This is a genomic window from Jejubacter calystegiae, from assembly GCF_005671395.1.
Lineage (GTDB): Bacteria > Pseudomonadota > Gammaproteobacteria > Enterobacterales > Enterobacteriaceae > Jejubacter > Jejubacter calystegiae.
This window is the reverse complement of record NZ_CP040428.1, coordinates 3,002,468-3,021,042: the sequence shown is the minus strand read 5'-3', so window position 1 is coordinate 3,021,042 and position 18,575 is coordinate 3,002,468. Positions and strand designations below refer to the sequence as shown.

Here is an 18,575-nt window from a genome sequence, read left to right as displayed (position 1 = left end):
CTCCATTTAGTCTTTTTTTCTGTTCTTTCAGAGTACAGTACTTTAAGGAAAATTCCGTATCCCGCCAACTTTTTGTGACAAAGACTACACTTTATCGTCTACGGAGAGGCATTTGTGGGAGGCTCATGACCGACAAAACGGCGCATTTTTCGCTGCGGGTGCTGACCATCAACACCCACAAAGGGTTCACCGCCCTGAACCGGCGTTTTATCCTGCCAGAGCTGCGCGAGGCGGTTCGCAGCGTCTCGGCGGACATCGTCTGCCTGCAGGAAGTGCTGGGGGAGCATGAGATCCACGCCTTAAGGGTGGCCGGCTGGCCGGATGCGCCCCACTATGAATTTCTGGCCGATACCATGTGGCGCGACTACGCCTACGGCCGCAACGCCGTCTACCCCGAAGGGCACCACGGCAACGCCATTCTTTCCCGCTTTCCCATTGAGCAGTTTGAAAATCACGATGTCTCCATCCCCGGCCACGAAAAGCGCGGCCTGCTACGCTGCCGCATTCTGCTACCGGAAAGCGGTCGGCATATCCATATTATTTGTGTGCACCTGGGGCTGCACGACAGCCATCGCGCCATCCAGCTGCGGCAACTGGCGAGCCTGGTCAACGACCTGCCTGCCGATCAGCCGATAGTGGTGGCCGGTGACTTTAACGACTGGCGCCAGAAAGCCAACCGGCCGCTGCGGGAGCTGGCCGGGCTGGACGAGGTCTTTACCCGCGCCAGAGGACGCCCGGCGCGCACCTTCCCGGTACGCTTCCCCCTGCTGCGCCTGGACCGTATCTACGTTAAATATGCCTCTGCCAGCACCCCCTGGGCGCTGACGCTACGCGACTGGCGTCATCTCTCCGATCACGCCCCTCTGGCCGTGGAGATTCACCTGTGAAAAACCGCTGGCGCCAGGGCAACCATATTCAGTTACTGGAAAACGGCGAGGCGTTCTTCCCGGCGGTGTTCGACGCTATCGCCTCTGCCCGCACTCAGGTGCTGCTGGAAACCTTTATCTGGTTCGAGGACAGCGTAGGCTGGCGACTGCGCCATACCCTGCTGGCGGCCGCCAGACGCGGCGTTCGCGTCGAATGCCTGCTGGACGGCTACGGCACCCCGGAACTCTCCGCACACTTTATTGACGAACTGGTAGCCGCCGGAGTCATCGTCCGCTATTACGATCCGCGCCCCAGGCTGTTCGGCATGCGAACCAATCTGTTCCGCCGCATGCATCGTAAAACCGTAGTCGTGGATGAGCGAGTCGCCTTCGTCGGCGGCCTTAACTTTAGCGACGAGCATATGGCCAGCTACGGCACTGACGCCAAACAAGACTATGCCGTGATGGTCACCGGCCCGGTGGTGGAGGATATCCGCAGCTATGTGGAAAGCACTCTGCCGGAACCGGAGCGCCCCTTTTACGGCTGGCGCGGCCACGGTCCTTCTCACGAACCCCACGCCGGCGAGGCGCAGGCGCTATTTATCTGGCGCGACAACGGCCAGCACCGCGACGATATCGAACGCTACTATCTGAAAATGCTGGCGGGCGCCCGGCGCGATGTCACTATCGCCAATGCTTACTTCTTTCCCGGCTACCGTCTGCTACACGCCATGCGTAACGCGGCCCGGCGCGGCGTGCAGGTGCGGTTGTTGGTTCAGGGACAGCCCGATATGCCCATCGTCCAGGTGGGGTCGCGCCTGTTGTATCGCTACCTGCTCAAGGCCGGGGTCCAAATCTTCGAATATCAGACCCGCGCCCTGCACGGCAAAGTGGCCGTGATGGACCAACGCTGGGCCACCGTCGGCTCCAGTAACCTGGATCCGCTCAGCCTGTCGCTTAACCTGGAGGCCAATCTGATGATCCACGACAGCGACTTTAATCAGGAGCTGCGCGATAATCTGGACGCCCTTATCGAACACCAGAGCAAGCGGGTGGATGAGAACATGCTGCCGCGCCGCAGTTGGTGGAATCTGGCCTTCAGCGTGCTGGCCTTCCACTTCCTGCGCCACTTCCCCGCCATGGTGGGCTGGCTGCCGGCTCATCTGCCGCGCGTGACCCGGGTCAAACCTCAAAATAACGGGCAGTCTACCCAGAGTGACCGCCCGGAGGTTAAACCCTGATGGCCGCCACCCATCCGCACTGGCGCCGCGTTACGCGCTTGCTGAACTGGCTGTTTGTGCTGGGGGTGCTGACGCTGATTGTCTTCTGGGCGCGTCAGGTCGACTGGCCGGAAGTGTGGCGGGCGTTTTTGCAACTCCCCCCTTCCACGCTGCTGTTCGCCGCCGGACTGGCGGCGTTCAGTTATCTGCTGTATGGCGGTTACGATCTGCTGGCCCGGGCCTGGTGCGGTCACTCTCTGGGTGCAGGAAAAGTGATCTCGATCGCCGCAATCTGCTACGCCTTTAACCTGACGCTAAGCACCTGGGTCGGCGGCATCGCCATGCGCTACCGCCTCTATTCCCGCCCTGGACTGAGCGGTAGCACCATCGCCGCTATCTTTTCGCTCAGCCTGACCACCAACTGGCTCGGCTATCTGCTGCTGGGCGGCCTGCTGTTCAGCCTGGGGGCGGTCCCCCTGCCCGCCCACTGGTACATTACGCCGCGAACGCTCCAGTTGCTGGGGGCGCTGCTGCTGGCGCTGGTGACGGGCTGGCTGTGGTGCTGCGCCCGCCTGAAACGGCGGCGCTTTACCCTGCGCGGCCTTACGCTGGCGCTGCCTGACGGAAAATTCGCACTGGCGCAATTACTGCTCTCCAGCGCCAACTGGATGACCATGGCGGCGATTATCTGGGTACTGATGGGCGACAGGCCCGCTTATCTGCTGGTGCTGGGGGTGTTACTGGTCAGCAGCATTGCCGGGGTGATCGTTCATATTCCGGCGGGAATTGGCGTGCTGGAGGGGGTGTTTATTGCGCTGCTGGCTGGCAGTCACGTGAATCAGGGAACGCTGCTCGCCGCCCTGCTCACCTGGCGGTTGCTCTACTTCTTTATTCCACTGCTGCTGGCCACCCTGGGCTATCTGTGGATGGAGGGCCGCGCCAGGCCTGAAAGCCCGGCGCGGTAAGCGCTTAACGGCGGTTGCCGAAAATACGCAGCAGCATCAGGAACAGGTTGATGAAGTCCAGATAGAGGGTCAGCGCCCCCAGAATGGAGTATCTGCGCATCTGGGCCTTATCCTGGGTATCTATCTGCTCGCCAAGATTCTTCAGCTTCTGGGTATCATAGGCCGTCAGCCCTACGAAGATCAGCACCCCGATATAGGTAATCGCCCACATCAGCGGCGTGCTTTTAAGCCACAGATTCACCAGCGATGCCAGAATCAGGCCAATCAGCCCCATAAACAGCAGGCTGCCCCATTTGCTGAGATCGCGCTGAGTGGTGTAGCCGTAGAGGCTCATGGCGCCGAACATACCGCCGGTCACCACAAAAGTGCTGGCGATGGACGACCAGGTGTAGGCCAGGAAGATACTGGAGAAGGTCAGCCCGGTGAGCGCCGAATAGAGCATAAACAGCCCGGTGGCGACCCCAGGGCTGAGCTTATGCACCAGTCCGGAAAGCACAAACACCAGCGCCAGTTGGGCGATAATCAGCCCGAAGAAGATAAACTTGCCGGAAAAGATATACATCATCAGTTCCGGCGTGTTAGCGGCATACCAGGCGACAAAGCCGGTCAGCAGCAGGCCACAGGTCATCCAGCCATAGACCTGCGCCATATAGGTTTGCAGGCGGCTGCCCTGTTGAACGACGGTTGAATCAGAACGTGGATATCGGTCCATGATGGTTCCTCACAAAATTACCCCTGGGATCTTAAGATTAACACATTCGCAAGGGGGAGGATCACCAACGTCCGGCGGCGGACTTATCGCTCTCTTTGGCTTCGACCCAGCGCTCCCCTTCCGGCGTGGCTTCCCGTTTCCAGAACGGCGCCCGGGTTTTCAGGTAATCCATAATAAATTCGGCCGCTTCGAAGGCCTGGCTGCGGTGAGCGCCGGTCACGCCGACAAAGACTATCTCGTCGCCGGGCCACAGTTCGCCGATGCGGTGAATTACCGTCACGCGCTGAAGCGGCCAGCGTTCGCGCGCTTCAACCACGATTTCCGCCAGCGCCTTTTCGGTCATTCCGGGGTAGTGCTCCAGGGTCAGCGCGCTGACGCTGTCTCCCAGATTATGGTTGCGCACCTTACCGGTAAAAGTCACCACCGCGCCATCGGCGTCGCAGGCGGCCAGCCACTGGTATTCTTCACCAACGTTAAAGCCGTCACGGCCTACGCGAATTCGGGTATCCTGCATCGTTTTAGCCCCCCGTAACCGGTGGGAAGAAGGCGACTTCGTCGCCGTCGCGCAGCGAATGGGTGACGGGCACCAGGGTCTGATTGACCGCGCAGAGCAGTTTACCGGGCGCCAAAGCCAGCGCCCAGCGGTCGCCACGTTCGACAAGGGCGCGACGCAGGGATTCCACGTCGCTAAACTCTCCTTCCAGGCTCAGGCTGTCGCAGCCCACCAGTTCGCGCACCTGGGCAAAAAAGAGCACATTAATCATGTTGTTCCACCCTGAAATCACCGGATTTGCCACCGCTCTTGGCCAGCAGACGCACCGGGCCAATCACCATATCTTTCTGCACCGCTTTACACATATCGTAGATAGTCAGCGCCGCCACCGACGCGGCGGTCAGAGCCTCCATCTCTACGCCGGTTTTACCGCTCAGGCGGCACATGGCCTCGATACGCACCCGGCTGTGCTCTGGTTCAGCGTTCAGGGACACTTCCACTTTGCTTAACAGCAGCGGATGGCACAGCGGGATCAGCTCCCAGGTGCGCTTGGCGGCCTGGATCCCGGCGATACGTGCGGTGGCGAACACATCACCCTTATGGTGCTGTCCGTCGACAATCATCGCCAGGGTTTCCGGGCGCATGGTGACAAAGGCTTCGGCGCGCGCTTCGCGGGTAGTTTCCGCCTTCGCGGAGACGTCCACCATGTGCGCTTCGCCGGACTGATTAATATGGGTCAGTTGCGACATCGTTAGCTCTTCAAATGCGGATGGAAATTACAGGGGCGGTTACGGGCATCAAGCTGGGCTGCGATAATTTTCTCCCAGGCTGTGTGGCAGGCTTTGGTCGAACCCGGCATCGCGAAGATAAGCGTTCGGTTAGCGATACCGGCAATCGCACGCGACTGTAACGTGGCGGTGCCGATCTCTTCAAAAGAGAGCATCCGGAACAGCTCGCCAAAACCGGTGACTTCACGGTCAAACAGCGGCAGCAGCGCTTCCGGCGCCTGATCGCCCTCGGTAAAACCGGTACCGCCGTTAATCAGTACCACCTGGACGTTCTCGTCGGCAATCCAGGCGGACACCTGGGCGCGAATGGCATAGCGGTTCTCTTTAACTATCGCTTTCGCCACCACCTGATGGCCAGCCTCCAGAGCTGCATCGCGCAGGTAGTGGCCGGAGGTATCATCATCTTCGCCGCGTCGGCTGGAAATAGTTAATACGGCGATGCGCGCCGCAATAAATTCTGCGCTTACCTTACTCATTGTTATTCTCCTTGATTGCGGAGCTGTTAGCCCGCCCCGTCAGGCTGTCCGCGGCTCAGCCGCCGATATACGAAAGATTCTGGGTAATGCCGGTATGGCCGTCATGCAGGAAGTGGGTCTGCTTTTTATGGGTCAACGCGCGTTCGATACGCGAGCGCAGCTCGTCCTGATGGTCATCGTCGGCCAGCAGATCGCGTAGCGCAATGCCGCCATCGCCGAACAGACACAGATGCAGATTTCCGATGGACGATACGCGCAGCCGGTTGCAGCTGGCGCAAAAGTCCTTCTCGTAGGGCATGATAAGGCCTATCTGACCGGCATAGTCGGGATGGCAGAAGACCTGGGCAGGACCGTCGCTACGGCTGCGGATCTGGTGGATCCAGCCGCGCCTTAGCAGTTCGTCACGCAGTACCGCGCCGGAGATATGATGCTTGCGGAACAGTTCGCCCCCTTCGCCGGTTTCCATCAGCTCAATAAAGCGCAGTTGGATCGGCCGCGACTGAATCCAGTCCAGGAAGGTGTCGAGCTGGTGGTGGTTGACGTCTCGCATCAGTACGGTGTTGACCTTCACCCGCTCAAAGCCCGCGTCGAAGGCGGCATCGATACCAGCCATCACCTGGTCGAACTTATCCTGGCCGGTAATGGCGTGAAACTGACGGGCATCCAGACTGTCCAGGCTGACGTTGATGGCGGTCAGTCCCGCATCGCGCCAGGCGCGAACGTCGCGCGCCATGCGATAACCGTTGGTGGTCACCGCAATCTGGCGAACCGCCGGGTTTTCGGCAACGGCGGCCACAATATCGGTAAAGTCACGGCGCAGGGTCGGCTCGCCGCCGGTCAGGCGTACTTTTTCGGTGCCCAGCGCGGCAAAAGCGCGGGTGACGCGGCGAATCTCGTCGAGGCTCAGAAAGCCCTTATTGGTGACGCCATGGGGGCGATATCCGTCCGGCAGGCAGTAAGTGCAGCGGAAGTTGCAGACATCGGTAATTGAGAGGCGCAGATAGTAAAATTTACGCTCAAACGCGTCGGTAAGTTGAGTGACCATGTACACCTTTCCAGATATCGGGAGATGCAGTCATTTCTTCCTGCACCCTGGTGGCCCGGAGCCACGGCCTGAGCGCCGTATCGTAGTCTGACTTAGGCGGCAAAGGCTTGAGTGTTTAGTTGTGTCGTTACAGAGGCGATAGTAGCGGTAATTTTTGCTTTTCGCCAACCGCATCTTTCGTTATGTATCTTTATATATAGCGTTAATATTCAATACGTTGACGACAGGATACGTCAAAATCGCGCTTTTGCTTTGATATACATCATTATCTCCTGCAGCGCCCGGTCAACGCAAAGTGCCACCGGCGTTTGGCGTGTGCAGAGAGCGTTCTTCCCAGGCGAGCTACCGGCTATGCCGTTCATACCATTGCCCCAGGTTGCTATACCTATCCCTCTACAGATCAGGTATAGCCCGAACAAAAACTCACGAAATCACTACGCCTTTGCCTGCTTTATTTTTACGCTATGTGCAATGGCTGCTTTGTGCCAGTAGCGGACATTACAGATTACAATCACAAGAGATGATAATTACCCCGTTGTCTTATCAACGTTACTTTTTCATCCACGTATCAAACTGTTCTTTCCAGTCCGGGTGCCAGCGGGAAAGTGCCGGACGATTCTCTATAATGTCCTGGTTTGCCCATGCTATTCGTTTAGCATCCATCTCAGGTGTGACTTCATTATCAGGGCACAGGATATAAAAATCCCCACGGGTGAAGCCAGTTATGAAGTAGTCAACTACCTGAGCTGCAGTCCATGCGGCTTCTGGCTGAATATCGTTCTTCTCATCCATCCCCGGAAAATTCATCGGGGTCCAGGTGTAGCCTGGAATGAGAAGATGGGCCGTTACGCGATCGGCTGCAATCTGACGAAGCTCATGCGCTAACTGTTCCGTAAGTACTTTAATAGCGGCTTTCCCGGCACTGTAGGCAGCATTACCGGGTGGTGTGGTGATGCCTTCTTTCGAACCCAGATTTACCACAGCAGCAGGGGTATGATGAGAGAGCATATCCGGAACAAATAAATGCTGAAGAGTGATGGCAGAAAGCAGGTTAATCTGTAAGTGTTTCAGCCAGCGTTCTGGCTCATCCCAGGGACCGGCTCCGGTATTCACTGCGGCATTGTTCACCAGTAATGACACATTGCCAAATTCAGTCTTCGTGTTGTTATAAAACGTTTGCAGGTCTTCATTGCTGGCCACATCGCCAACTGTGCTGCAAGTTTTGACCGCAAGTGATTCAGATAAAGACAAAAGTGCCTGCTCATCTCTGTCGAATAAGCTCAGTTGCATTCCTTCGGAAGCAAAACGTCTTGCCATTGCAGCGCCAAGCCCATGAGCGGCCCCGGTGATAACTGCTACGTTGTCGCGGATAATTATATTGTCAGGCATGCTGACTCCTTTTAGATGCAATTACGGATAAAACCATGAAAACTAATCCTCCAGATGCCAGAGCAGCGCCAACCCAACCCGTGGTCGCCCAACCAGCCCCAGCAGCGATTGCCATACCACCTAATGAAGCACCGATGGCATTAGATAGGTTAAAGGCGCTGTGATTGAGCGAGGCAGCCAGTGTCTGAGCATCGCTGGCGACGTTCATTAGGCGACTCTGGAGAGCAGGAACCAGGGCAAAACCGTTTCCCAGCAGGAATAATGCAATCAGGACAGCCCATTTCCATTGTGCGACGAGAGCAAATAACCCCAGGCAGCCAATGTTCCAGAAGAGCATGATAAAGATGGCCGGGATAAGTGATTTGTCTGCCATCCAGCCGCCAATTATATTTCCACAGACCATACCCATTCCCCACAAGACTAGCACCGCAGGAACCTCTGATAGAGAAAAGCGAGAGACCTGAGTCAAAGTTGGCGTGATATAACTATAAACAGCAAACATTCCGCCAAAACCGACAGTGGCTACGGCCAGCGTAAACCAGACCTGAGGCTTTGCCAGGGCACTCAATTCTCTCAAGGGTGAAGCATTATGGTCAGGCGAGGTTGAAGGTATGAAGAAATAGAGCATACATGCGGTGATCGTGACACCGACTGCTACGAACGAGAAAGCCACCCGCCAGCCCATTTGTTGTCCAAGCCATGTCATTGCAGGAACGCCTGCCACATTGGCAGCAGCAAGACCTAACATCACATAGCCGATATATTGAGTACGCCTCGATTCGGGTACCATCACAGATGCAGCCAGCCCGGCGACACCGTACCATGCTCCATGAGGCAGGCCTGAGATGAAACGCGCTACCATTAGTGAAGGGTAGCTCCATGCAAGAGCGCTAAACGCGTAGCCCAATAAAGCGATAAACAGCAGACAATAAAGCAGCCATTTTCTCGGCCATCTTGCTCCAATAACTGCCATCACCGGTGCCCCAATCACAACACCAACGGCGTATGAGCTAATATATTGTCCCGCGATGGGGATAGAAACCTGGGTTGCGTTTGCCAGAGAGGGAAGCAAACTCATTGTGGCAAACTCACCTGTACCAATAAAAAGGCCGCCCAGCGCTAACGTCAGGATAGCCGCAAACAAGCTTATCGGTGGCTTCACCAGATTATCTTTGTCGAAGATATCTTCATTATTCAGCGTTTCGGAATTATGCATAAATCAACCTGAAAGAACTGCGGCACAATGATGACCTGAGGCCAGCAAAGGCCCCAGATCTTGTAGGAAACGATTTTAATCGCAAATGCAGGCTTTTCTGATGAATTAACCAGGATGCTTTGTTGAATTCAACTCAACACTGGAAAGCAATCCACTAAATTGAATTCAACAAAACCCGACCCCATGGCATATTATTGAATATCACGAGATGTATTCGTGAGTCATGTTCAACGATTTGAGGTGTCACTATGCCTGTACGACCGGTAGCCCGTTTATCCCGTAGCGATCTTGCAGACCTTAATGCTTTCCGGGCTGTAGAGAGGTTGCGAAGCTTTACTCAGGCCGCTGTTGAACTAGGGATAACCACATCTGCCTTGAGTCACGCCGTCAGAAACCTTGAAGGAAGACTCGGTGTAAGGCTACTTAACCGAACCAGTCGAACCGTTTCGCCCACAGAGGCTGGTGCGAAGCTGTCGGCCCGTCTGAACGTTGGTTTTGAAGAAATCATTGAAGCCTTAGACGAAATTAATGCATCCAGAGAAAAACCTGTCGGACGCCTTCGACTCAATGTCCTCCATGACGGCGCAAGACTGATTATTGGTCCTCATCTTCCCGCATTTTTAAAACGCTACCCGGATATGCAGATTGATATCACTGTTGATGATCGCATGGTAGATATCATTTCAGAGGGGTTCGATGCGGGGATTCGCTATGGTGGAACCGTACCTGAAGATTTTATCGCGGTAAAATTAGGTCAGGAATTACGATGGGTTGCCGTAGCGTCACCACGATATCTTTACCACCATCAGTCTCCATTTATTCCGGAAGACCTTATGGCGCACTCTTGTATTCAAATTCGTACGGGTGCAGGAACTATCTATAAATGGGAATTCAGAAAAGATAGCGACTACCGTGAAATTGATGTCCCGGGACAGGTATGTGTTGGTGACACCATCACGGGCATAGACCTTGCTCTTGGCGATGTAGGGATCACCTACTGTCCGGAAAAAAGGGTTGAAAAGTATATTAAAAATGGTGAATTAAGAGTTGTCTTGCCTGACTGGTCACCTGTAGAGCCAGCTATGTATCTTTATTATCCCCGTAACCGTCATAATTTGCCGGGGCTACACGAATTTATCACGGTGTTACGAGAAAGAATGCCTGTCTAATTTCACTTACATGACAGTGTAAGTGTAAGCATCCCTGCAAAACGAACCCTACATTTTTTATTTATTGCGATGTAGGGTTCAGGTACTAAAAAGGTGAACTTCCGCTTATCGCTCATAAGGGACAACCATACTCAAATCTCCCACATTGCAGGAGATTTGAGTATGAACACGTCACCGTGGAACAAAGACCGTATCATAGGCCAAAAAAGACCACTTCAGATATCTCATATCTGGGGTATCCGAATCCGACTTGAACTGGAAGGTAAAACGCGCGATTTAGCTCCATTCAATATGGCCCTGGACAGTAAGCTTCGGGGCTGTGATCTGGTCAAACTCAAAGTATCTGATGTGGCATATGGTAGCTGATCTCTTCCCTTTGTTCAGATCCAACTTCTGTTGGGCTACAAGAAACTGGAAAGTACAGTCCGTTATTTTGGCATTGAAGTCGATGATGCGCTAGAGATCTCTGAATCGATTGAAGCCTAAGGTTGTCAGGGCTGCAACAGCGGCCCTGTGCCATAAGTGGAGCTTTAGGCAAAGTATTTCTGAATGATTCAGACACCAATATCGACAGTTTACGTTCGTCAACGAACTAACTAACAAGTACAGCGTAATAATATATTAACCAATTGAAATATGGGTGTTTTTTAATATTTCAATCTATGCTTAATATTCTATTGGTTAACAACCTATGTAAATATTTATGTGAAGTAGGACATGTTTTTTTATAGTTAAACTTGTATGGTAGTATTCATCGGCGTAGATTTTAACCAACCTAAATGATTGACAGTCTTAAGGGTATAAAATGATAAATCGTGACATGGATAAGCCTATAAAGCTAAAAAATATGCTGGCTTATGGCGGCGGTGATTTTTTTGGCGGTGGCAGTTTCGCTGTACTTGGCCTTTGGTTAATGTTCTTTTATACCACCTATGCCGGATTAAGCCCGGCACAGGCAGGAGCTATTATTGCTATCGCGCGTCTCCTGGATGCATTTTTTGACCCGTTAATGGGTTATGTCACCGATAATTTTTATCGAACCAGGATTGGCCAGAAATATGGTCGTAGGGGATTCTTCTTTCTGTTTGGCGGGCCACTTGTAATGTTTACTTATATTATCATGTGGATAAACGGAATGGGCTTCTTCTATTACCTATCAACTTACATCCTGTTCTATGTCGCATATACCTTAGTTATTGTTCCCTATGAAACGTTAGCCGCAGAAATGACTAATGACTTCAAAGAACGCTCGAAACTGACTGGGATAAGGATGTTCTTCTCAACCGGAGCTGGCATTCTTGCGGCCTGGTTACCAGGACGGATCATCAACTTTCTTGGGGATAGTAACCCCTCTTCATTCCTCTATATGGGGGTTATCTTTGGGGTGCTTTTTGCAGTGGTTATTCTCTGCCTGTATCTCTTTACATGGGAGCGGCCTATAGCCTTTGACCCTGATTCACCGAGAAAGGACTTCTCCCAGGATATGAAGCATCTGTTCCGTTCCCTGATATCTACGTTCCAGTTAAGAACGTTCAGACAACACGTTGGCATGTACCTGGGCGCATATGTGGCGCTTGACGTCCTCGGAGCGATACTTGCGTATTACATAATCTTTGTCCTGGGCGAGACGCCGGTTAATGCTTCAAATGCCTTAACGTTTATGACGATAGTGCAATTTTTATGTGTAGCTTTATTTATTACCCTCTGTATTAAATTTGGTAATGGCAAGTCATATAAAATTGCGCAAAGCTTTATGTTGCTGAGCGTGGCATTGTTCCTGGCCATTCATTTTTTCGCCCTGCCGTATAGTTCCTGGCTGGTCTATGTCGCAGCGCTGCTGATGGGAATCGGTCGTTCAGGTACTTATTATGTCTGCTGGAATATTTATAGCTTTATTCCGGATATCGATGAAATGCTTACAGGCAAACGCCGGGAAGGTATTTTCGCAGGCGTAATGACATTTGTGCGTAAAGCTGTGCAGGCCCTTGCTCTCTTCCTGGTCGGTGTTATTCTTCAGTATTATGGGTTCGTCGCAAAAAGCATGTCACAAGGTCCTGAAACAATTCATGGTATTGTAATGGTGTTCGGCGTTGGTTCTGTTGCATTCCTTACCTTCGGTATTCTCTGCTCATTGAAGTTCAGACTCACGCAGAAAAATCATGCGGTCCTTGTCGATGAAATTAGTCGGCTAAAAAACAATGGCAGCAAAAAAAATGTAACACCAGAGACAAAAGAAATAGTCGAATTACTTACCGGCTGGGACTATGAATACCTGTGGGGAAACAACAAAGTTTCTCGTGAGGATACTTCTTTATCAAAAGCATCACAGAGTTAATTCTTAATATATAAAGGATACGTTATGGCATTAGTTAAATTTGACGAGATGAAGCACACCGTTAAACAAGCATTTATGAATGCTGGTTTAAGCGAAAAGCAAGCTGACATTTGTGCTCAAATTCATACCGAAGCGAGCTGCGATGGTATTTTCTCTCATGGTCTGAACCGTGTTGCCCGTTTTGTGGATTACGTTAAAAAAGGCTGGGTGGATATTAACGCTGAGCCTAAGCAGGTCAAAACCCTTGGCAGCATGGAGATTTACGATGGTCAGCGCGGCATCGGCATTACCAATTCACTGTTTGCAGTGGAAAGAGCAATGCAGCTCGCCAGTGAATTTGGTATCGCGATCGTTGGTATGCGCAATACCACCCACTGGATGCGTGGCGGTACCTACGGCTGGAAAGCCGCTGAGAAAGGTTATGCCGCGATTTGCTGGACGAATACAGAATCCTGTATGCCAGCATGGGGAGCTAAAAACCCACGTCTAGGTAATAACCCTTATGTCATGGCTGTACCGATGAAAAAAGGTGCCCTGGTTCTTGATATGGCAATGTCTCAGTACGCTTACGGCAAGCTGCAAGTAACCCGTCTCAAAGGTGAAAAATTGCCGTTCCCTGGTGGTTTTGATAAAGAGGGTAACCTGACGGATGAACCTGGTCCGATTGAAGAGTCTATGCGTATCCTGCCAACCGGCTACTGGAAAGGCTCTGGCATGGCAGTACTGCTCGATGCCATGGCGGCATTCCTGACTGCCGGTGTGCCGACTAACGAGATCGATAAAATCCAGGAAGGTAGTTGTACCGGTGCGAGTCAGGTATTTATGGTGTTTGATCCTAAACATTTTGGCGGTAAAGAATTCAGTGAAAATATGGCCGCGAGTGTCGCTGAGTATGTGAAAACCTCGACTCCAGCCGAAGGCCAGCGTGATGTGTACTACCCTGGTGAAATGGAGCTGGCTAACCGTACTAATTTCAGCGCAAACGGTATTCCGGCGGATGATGGCGTCTGGGCAGAAGTACAAGAACTGGCGAAACGGTAGTGACCATGATTACAGGAAATATCGAACAATTAAGTAAATCTCAGATTGAGCTGCCAGTTGCCATCTATGAAGTTCTCAGCGCGATTAAGGATTTAGATTTTTCAGTGCATCCTGATGGACAGAAAGAAGTAAATGGCGTTATTTTTAAGACATTTACAGCGAATACTGATCTGCCTGAGAAACGTACTCCTGAAACACATAAAGACTTTATTGATGTTCAATTCGTGATCTCTGGAAATGAGCTGGCTGAATTTGGTTGCCTTGGGGATATAAAACCTAATATGGAAAAACCAGAGGATGATAATTATTTTTACGATCGTCCCGATCTTGATCTGAATCAAATGACGTTGAAAGATGGTGATTTCATTATCTTCTTTCCATGGGATATTCACTCACCATTGTGTCACAAAAGCGTCATCAGTAGAGTCAGGAAAATAGTTGCTAAAGTTCCTGTTGCTTCACTTTAAAAATGAGCCACTCCTTAAAATGGAGTGGCTCATTTTATTGCTTTATTAAGGTTGAGTTAGTCATTCACCCACCGTGATAATCCGAACGCCTAATCCCTGCCCTATGCCGTGCCTCTATTTTCAGTTGCTTACGCCATGCCCGGTTATGTAAGATCAGGGCTATTGACACGAATTCATCCACATAATATTCAGACCGAAGAATATCAGCCCTAAAACAGATGGTATCTGCGGCGTGTAATTATCAACAGAGCCGAATAAAAATGAAAACCAGGAAGAGACAAAATAAACACTGGCTATCATTCCTGTCAACACAATAACCACAAGATGTAATTTATATCCCGTTAAAGAACCACGTGAAGTCAGTAACATAGTGGTCATAATAATCACACAATAAACCACTGCGGCAAAGAACACTCCCATTAATACCTTATGTTCCGGTAACCCCAGCCAGCGAAACAGCATCATCCAGACAGAAACCTGTGGCATGGCGTAGCAAAAAATGGCAAGTATCATGCTGATAGCTAAGGGAATACCTGTTATATGTATGCCGACAGGCACGCCGAATCGGCTTTTTAATCGATCTTTTAATAACTCAAGTCGCTGCGGATCATCAGTCGCCATTTTCTTTGTAGTGACAGAGCTTAACGCAAGGCTCTTTCTAATATATTTCATCATCGCCGGGTCAATGATTTCCTGTAAATGAGAACGACTGAATTAAACCAAAAATGCATTTTCCGGATTACGCAATATTCTGAGGATTCCTGATGGTACCCGAAATTGCACTACCGACAAACGCTGAAGAGTTTGCAACGGCATTCATCGACTCAGGAGGCAAGAGTAACCGCAATTCGTCTTTTCCACCACTTTGCGCTACCTTAAGGGCGGAAAGTTATCCTGAAGGAATCGCTATGCGTAGTCGCACTTTTGCCGATCTTGACCGGGTGGTCGCCCTGGGCGGTGGTCACGGGCTGGGGCGCGTGATGTCTGCCCTCTCCTCTCTGGGCTCGCGCCTTACCGGCATTGTTACCACCACCGATAACGGCGGCTCCACAGGCCGTATCCGCCGCTCCGAAGGCGGTATCGCCTGGGGTGATACGCGCAACTGCCTGAACCAGTTAATTACCGAGCCCAGCGTGGCATCGGCGATGTTTGAGTATCGTTTTGGCGGTAATGGCGAGCTTTCGGGCCATAATCTCGGAAATTTGATGTTAAAGGCGCTGGATCACCTGAGCGTGCGGCCGCTGGAAGCCATTAACCTGATTCGCAACCTGCTCAAGGTCGATGCTTTTCTGATCCCCATGTCCGAACAGCCGCTGGATCTGGCCGCTACCGACAGCGATGGTAATCTGGTATATGGCGAGGTGGATATCGACCAGCTCAGCGCGCCTCCGGCGGATTTGATGCTATCGCCAAAGGGCCAGACCACCCGCGAAGCCCTGCAGGCCATTGCCGACGCCGATCTGATCATTATGGGGCCCGGCAGCTTCTATACCAGCCTGATGCCCATTCTGCTGCTTGAAGATATGGCCCAGGCTCTGCGCCGAACCCCGGCACCGGTGGTGTTTATCGATAACCTGGGCGCGGAACACAGTCCCGCCGCCGATCTGGATCTGGGTCAACGGCTGGCGCTCATGGAGCGCCACGTGGGGAAACACTTTGTAGATGCGGTGGTGGCGCGCCCCGGCGTCAGCACCCAGGGCTGCGGCGACCGGACTATCATTGAGGAGCCGCTGGAGGCCAGCGACATCCCCTACCGCCACGATCGCCACCTGCTGCGCCTGGCGCTGGAAAAAGCGCTCCAGGCGCTGGGCTGATCAAGAAGCGGCGATAAACAGTTCGCGCAGCTGGTGAATCTGGTCGCGCAACGCCGCCGCCTCTTCGAACTCCAGATCCCGGGCGTGCTGCATCATCTGCTCTTCCAGTTGCTGAATCTTCTGCTGCAGCGCCTTCGGCGTCATCTCTGCCGCTTCCGGCGCTGCGGCCGCCCGACCGCGACCGCGTCCCTTCGCTTTGGTGCGCGCCAGCCCCTGGCCCAGCGCCAGAATATCCACCACCTTCTTGTTAAGCCCCTGGGGCACAATGCCGTGCTCTTCGTTATAGCGCTGCTGCTTCTCGCGACGGCGTTCGGTTTCGCCAATCGCCTTCGCCATGGAAGGAGTAATCTTATCGCCGTACAGAATCGCCTGGCCGTTAACGTTACGCGCAGCGCGGCCAATGGTCTGAATCAGGGAGCGTTCTGAACGCAGGAAGCCCTCTTTATCGGCATCAAGAATCGCCACCAGCGAGACTTCCGGCATATCCAGCCCCTCTCGCAGCAGGTTGATCCCCACCAGCACATCGAATTCGCCCAGTCGCAGGTCGCGAATAATCTCCATCCGCTCCACGGTATCGATATCCGAATGCAGATAGCGTACCCGCTCCCCGTGCTCTTCCAGATATTCGGTCAGGTCTTCCGCCATGCGTTTGGTCAGGGTGGTCACCAGCACCCGTTCGTTGCGTGCGGCACGTTGACGGATCTCCGACAGCAGATCGTCCACCTGAGTCGCTACCGGTCGGACCTCGATCATCGGATCCAGCAGGCCGGTAGGCCGCACCACCTGATCGATCACATCGCCGCCGGATTTTTCCATCTCGTAATTGCCCGGCGTCGCGGAAACGTAGATGGTCTGGGGCGCCAGCGCCTCGAACTCTTCAAACTTCAGCGGGCGGTTATCCAGCGCCGACGGCAGCCGAAAACCGTACTCTACCAGGGTCTCTTTACGCGCCCGGTCGCCGCGAAACATGCCGCCAATCTGGGGAATGGTCACGTGGGATTCATCCACCACCAGCAGTCCGTCTGCGGGCAGATAGTCGAACAGGGTCGGCGGCGGCTCGCCCGGGCCGCGCCCGGAAAGATAGCGTGAGTAGTTTTCGATGCCCGAGCAGTAGCCCAGCTCGTTCATCATCTCCAGATCGAACTGAGTACGCTGGCTCAGGCGCTGCTCTTCCAGCAGTTTATCGTTAGCCAGTAGCACTTTGCGGCGATCGGCCAGTTCGACTTTGATCTCTTCCATCGCCTGGATGATGCGCTCGCGCGGCGTCACATAGTGGGTTTTGGGGTAGATGGTGTAGCGCTGCACCGTGGACTCCACGTGGCCGGTCAGCGGATCGAACAGCGACAGCCGCTCCACTTCGTCATCGAACAGCTCCACCCGCAGCGCTATCTCGTCGGATTCCGCCGGGAAGATATCGATAACCTCGCCGCGCACCCGGAAGGTGCCGCGCTGGAACGCCTGATCGTTACGGGTGTATTGCAGCTCCGCCAGACGCCGCAGAATCGAACGCTGATCCACCAGCATCCCGACGGTCAGATGCAGCATCATCTTCAGGTAGAGGTCGGGATCGCCCAGACCATAGATAGCGGATACCGATGCCACCACCACCACATCGCGCCGCTCCAGCAGCGCTTTGGTGGCCGACAGTCGCATCTGCTCGATGTGCTCGTTCACAGAGGCATCTTTTTCAATAAAGGTATCGGAGCTGGGCACGTAAGCTTCGGGCTGATAGTAATCGTAATAAGAGACGAAATACTCCACCGCGTTTTCCGGGAAGAACTCCTTCATTTCGCCATACAGCTGCGCCGCCAGGGTTTTGTTCGGCGCCAGCACCATGGTGGGGCGCTGCAAATTCGCGATGACGTTGGCAATAGTGAAGGTTTTCCCCGAGCCGGTTACCCCCAGCAGAGTCTGGTGCGCCAGCCCGTCATCCAGCCCCTCGCAGAGGCGTTTAATGGCATCAGGCTGGTCGCCGGAAGGTTGGAAGGCGGAGTGGAGTTTTAACGCTTTGCTCATGGCGGGCTACCTGGTGGTGAAGAAGTGTGCAAGCCGGAGAGTAATTTTACTCGCCATGGCGGCTTTTGCCAATCACAATAGCTGGATGAAAACACAGTAACCTACCATTCATCACCCCTCTTCACACCGATTCACCGGTAAAAATCTGCCGTTTGGCCGCCGCATCGGATGATTTAACCTGGCGATTTCGGTTATCCCCAGAGAGCGGGTAAGTTTTAACATTTGTCAAGCAAGGCGATGAAAGTTTTATTTCCTGAGATGGCAGTTTTATGACAAGGATTGATTTTATTTAACTCGTTGAAATAAATTAATTTTTAAATAAAGGCGGCTTTGACACCAATTCAGGCGCGGACCGCGTCTTTTCTTGCTTACCGCAGGTTTTCTAACTCTAATGCACAAGGTTATCCACAGGAATAGTGGATAACTGCTCCAGGCCCACAGACCATGCCGTCTGTCCAAAAGCCCTGATTTGTGTGTGTCAGGCCGCAAAAAAAAGTTTTGCGCTTTTTTTTCTCTCTTAAACCGTCCGAGGCACATTCCAGTCTGGCACCATAAAGTCCCCT

18 protein-coding genes, 1 pseudogene and 1 riboswitch are annotated in these 18,575 nt (G+C 53.0%); of the genes and pseudogenes, 9 read left to right on the top strand and 10 right to left on the bottom strand.

Features of this window, described 5'->3' with window-relative positions; translation table 11 throughout:
- The first annotated feature begins 125 nt into the window (after nucleotides 1–125).
- Genes FEM41_RS13860 through FEM41_RS13850 form a run of 3 tightly spaced genes read left to right on the top strand, consistent with a single transcriptional unit; the run spans nucleotide 126 to nucleotide 3,051 of the window.
- Entirely contained in the window at nucleotides 126–887 is a 762-nt protein-coding gene (locus FEM41_RS13860; RefSeq protein WP_138096522.1) for an endonuclease/exonuclease/phosphatase family protein, read from the top strand.
- Nucleotides 884–2,107 carry a cardiolipin synthase ClsB gene (gene clsB, locus FEM41_RS13855; protein ID WP_138096521.1) on the top strand — a complete coding sequence of 408 codons (1,224 nt, stop codon included), beginning with the start codon at nucleotides 884–886 and terminating at the stop codon, nucleotides 2,105–2,107. Before FEM41_RS13860 ends, clsB begins: the two co-directional genes overlap by 4 nt.
- Nucleotides 2,107–3,051 carry a lysylphosphatidylglycerol synthase transmembrane domain-containing protein gene (locus tag FEM41_RS13850; RefSeq protein WP_138096520.1) on the top strand — a complete coding sequence of 315 codons (945 nt, stop codon included), beginning with the start codon at nucleotides 2,107–2,109 and terminating at the stop codon, nucleotides 3,049–3,051. The genes clsB and FEM41_RS13850 overlap by 1 nt, the downstream gene beginning before the upstream one ends.
- Before the next feature lie 4 nt (nucleotides 3,052–3,055).
- Here the strand turns inward: FEM41_RS13850 and FEM41_RS13845 are convergent, their stop codons facing one another.
- The 8 genes from FEM41_RS13845 to FEM41_RS13810 form a co-directional block, all read right to left on the bottom strand.
- A complete protein-coding gene (locus tag FEM41_RS13845; protein ID WP_138096519.1) occupies nucleotides 3,056–3,763 on the bottom strand; it encodes a Bax inhibitor-1/YccA family protein in 708 nt (235 codons plus the stop codon).
- Nucleotides 3,764–3,824: 61 nt separating this feature from the next.
- Complete coding sequence (gene moaE, locus FEM41_RS13840; RefSeq protein WP_138096518.1) at nucleotides 3,825–4,277, bottom strand: molybdopterin synthase catalytic subunit MoaE; 453 nt, start codon at nucleotides 4,275–4,277, stop codon at nucleotides 3,825–3,827.
- 4 nt (nucleotides 4,278–4,281) lie between these two features.
- Nucleotides 4,282–4,527, bottom strand: a complete 246-nt coding sequence (gene moaD / locus FEM41_RS13835; RefSeq protein WP_138096517.1) for a molybdopterin synthase sulfur carrier subunit — start codon at nucleotides 4,525–4,527, stop codon at nucleotides 4,282–4,284.
- Nucleotides 4,520–5,005, bottom strand: a complete 486-nt coding sequence (gene moaC, locus FEM41_RS13830) for a cyclic pyranopterin monophosphate synthase MoaC (RefSeq protein WP_138096516.1) — start codon at nucleotides 5,003–5,005, stop codon at nucleotides 4,520–4,522. Before moaC ends, moaD begins: the two co-directional genes overlap by 8 nt.
- Nucleotides 5,006–5,007: 2 nt before the next feature.
- The gene (gene moaB / locus FEM41_RS13825) at nucleotides 5,008–5,520 is read right to left on the bottom strand and encodes a molybdenum cofactor biosynthesis protein B (RefSeq protein WP_138096515.1); all 513 of its coding nucleotides are present in this window, start codon (nucleotides 5,518–5,520) and stop codon (nucleotides 5,008–5,010) included.
- A gap of 55 nt (nucleotides 5,521–5,575) precedes the next feature.
- Nucleotides 5,576–6,565, bottom strand: a complete 990-nt coding sequence (gene moaA, locus FEM41_RS13820) for a GTP 3',8-cyclase MoaA (protein WP_138096514.1) — start codon at nucleotides 6,563–6,565, stop codon at nucleotides 5,576–5,578.
- A riboswitch (molybdenum cofactor riboswitch) is annotated at nucleotides 6,553–6,691 on the bottom strand. (Overlaps the previous gene by 13 nt.)
- Nucleotides 6,692–7,114: 423 nt before the next feature.
- Nucleotides 7,115–7,954, bottom strand: coding sequence for an SDR family NAD(P)-dependent oxidoreductase (locus FEM41_RS13815; RefSeq protein WP_138096513.1), 840 nt, complete (start codon nucleotides 7,952–7,954; stop codon nucleotides 7,115–7,117).
- A complete protein-coding gene (locus FEM41_RS13810; RefSeq protein WP_138096512.1) occupies nucleotides 7,947–9,170 on the bottom strand; it encodes an MFS transporter in 1,224 nt (407 codons plus the stop codon). Before FEM41_RS13810 ends, FEM41_RS13815 begins: the two co-directional genes overlap by 8 nt.
- Nucleotides 9,171–9,418: 248 nt before the next feature.
- Here FEM41_RS13810 and FEM41_RS13805 point away from each other — a divergent pair, with 248 nt between their 5' ends.
- The 5 genes and pseudogenes from FEM41_RS13805 (at nucleotide 9,419) to FEM41_RS13785 (ending at nucleotide 14,182) form a co-directional block, all read left to right on the top strand.
- Nucleotides 9,419–10,339, top strand: coding sequence for a LysR family transcriptional regulator (locus FEM41_RS13805; protein ID WP_138096511.1), 921 nt, complete (start codon nucleotides 9,419–9,421; stop codon nucleotides 10,337–10,339).
- A 162-nt stretch (nucleotides 10,340–10,501) separates the two neighbouring features.
- Nucleotides 10,502–10,825 (top strand): annotated as a pseudogene (locus FEM41_RS13800) (hypothetical protein).
- A gap of 319 nt (nucleotides 10,826–11,144) precedes the next feature.
- Entirely contained in the window at nucleotides 11,145–12,674 is a 1,530-nt protein-coding gene (locus FEM41_RS13795; RefSeq protein WP_138096510.1) for an MFS transporter, read from the top strand.
- Nucleotides 12,675–12,698: 24 nt separating this feature from the next.
- Nucleotides 12,699–13,715 (top strand): 3-dehydro-L-gulonate 2-dehydrogenase, encoded by a 1,017-nt coding sequence (yiaK, locus tag FEM41_RS13790; RefSeq protein WP_138096509.1) that lies wholly within the window; start codon nucleotides 12,699–12,701, stop codon nucleotides 13,713–13,715.
- A 5-nt stretch (nucleotides 13,716–13,720) separates the two neighbouring features.
- Nucleotides 13,721–14,182 (top strand): NanQ anomerase/TabA/YiaL family protein, encoded by a 462-nt coding sequence (locus FEM41_RS13785; protein WP_138096508.1) that lies wholly within the window; start codon nucleotides 13,721–13,723, stop codon nucleotides 14,180–14,182.
- A 159-nt stretch (nucleotides 14,183–14,341) separates the two neighbouring features.
- Here FEM41_RS13785 and FEM41_RS13780 read toward each other — a convergent pair whose 3' ends face one another.
- A complete protein-coding gene (locus tag FEM41_RS13780; protein WP_241666498.1) occupies nucleotides 14,342–14,857 on the bottom strand; it encodes a hypothetical protein in 516 nt (171 codons plus the stop codon).
- Between the two features lie 233 nt (nucleotides 14,858–15,090).
- Between FEM41_RS13780 and yvcK the strand changes: the two genes are divergently transcribed.
- On the top strand, nucleotides 15,091–15,996 hold the full coding sequence (yvcK, locus tag FEM41_RS13775) for a uridine diphosphate-N-acetylglucosamine-binding protein YvcK (RefSeq protein WP_138096507.1): 906 nt from the start codon (nucleotides 15,091–15,093) through the stop codon (nucleotides 15,994–15,996).
- On the opposite strand, the gene uvrB is transcribed toward yvcK, so the two are convergent.
- Complete coding sequence (gene uvrB / locus FEM41_RS13770) at nucleotides 15,997–18,012, bottom strand: excinuclease ABC subunit UvrB (protein WP_138096506.1); 2,016 nt, start codon at nucleotides 18,010–18,012, stop codon at nucleotides 15,997–15,999.
- Nucleotides 18,013–18,575: the final 563 nt, after the last annotated feature.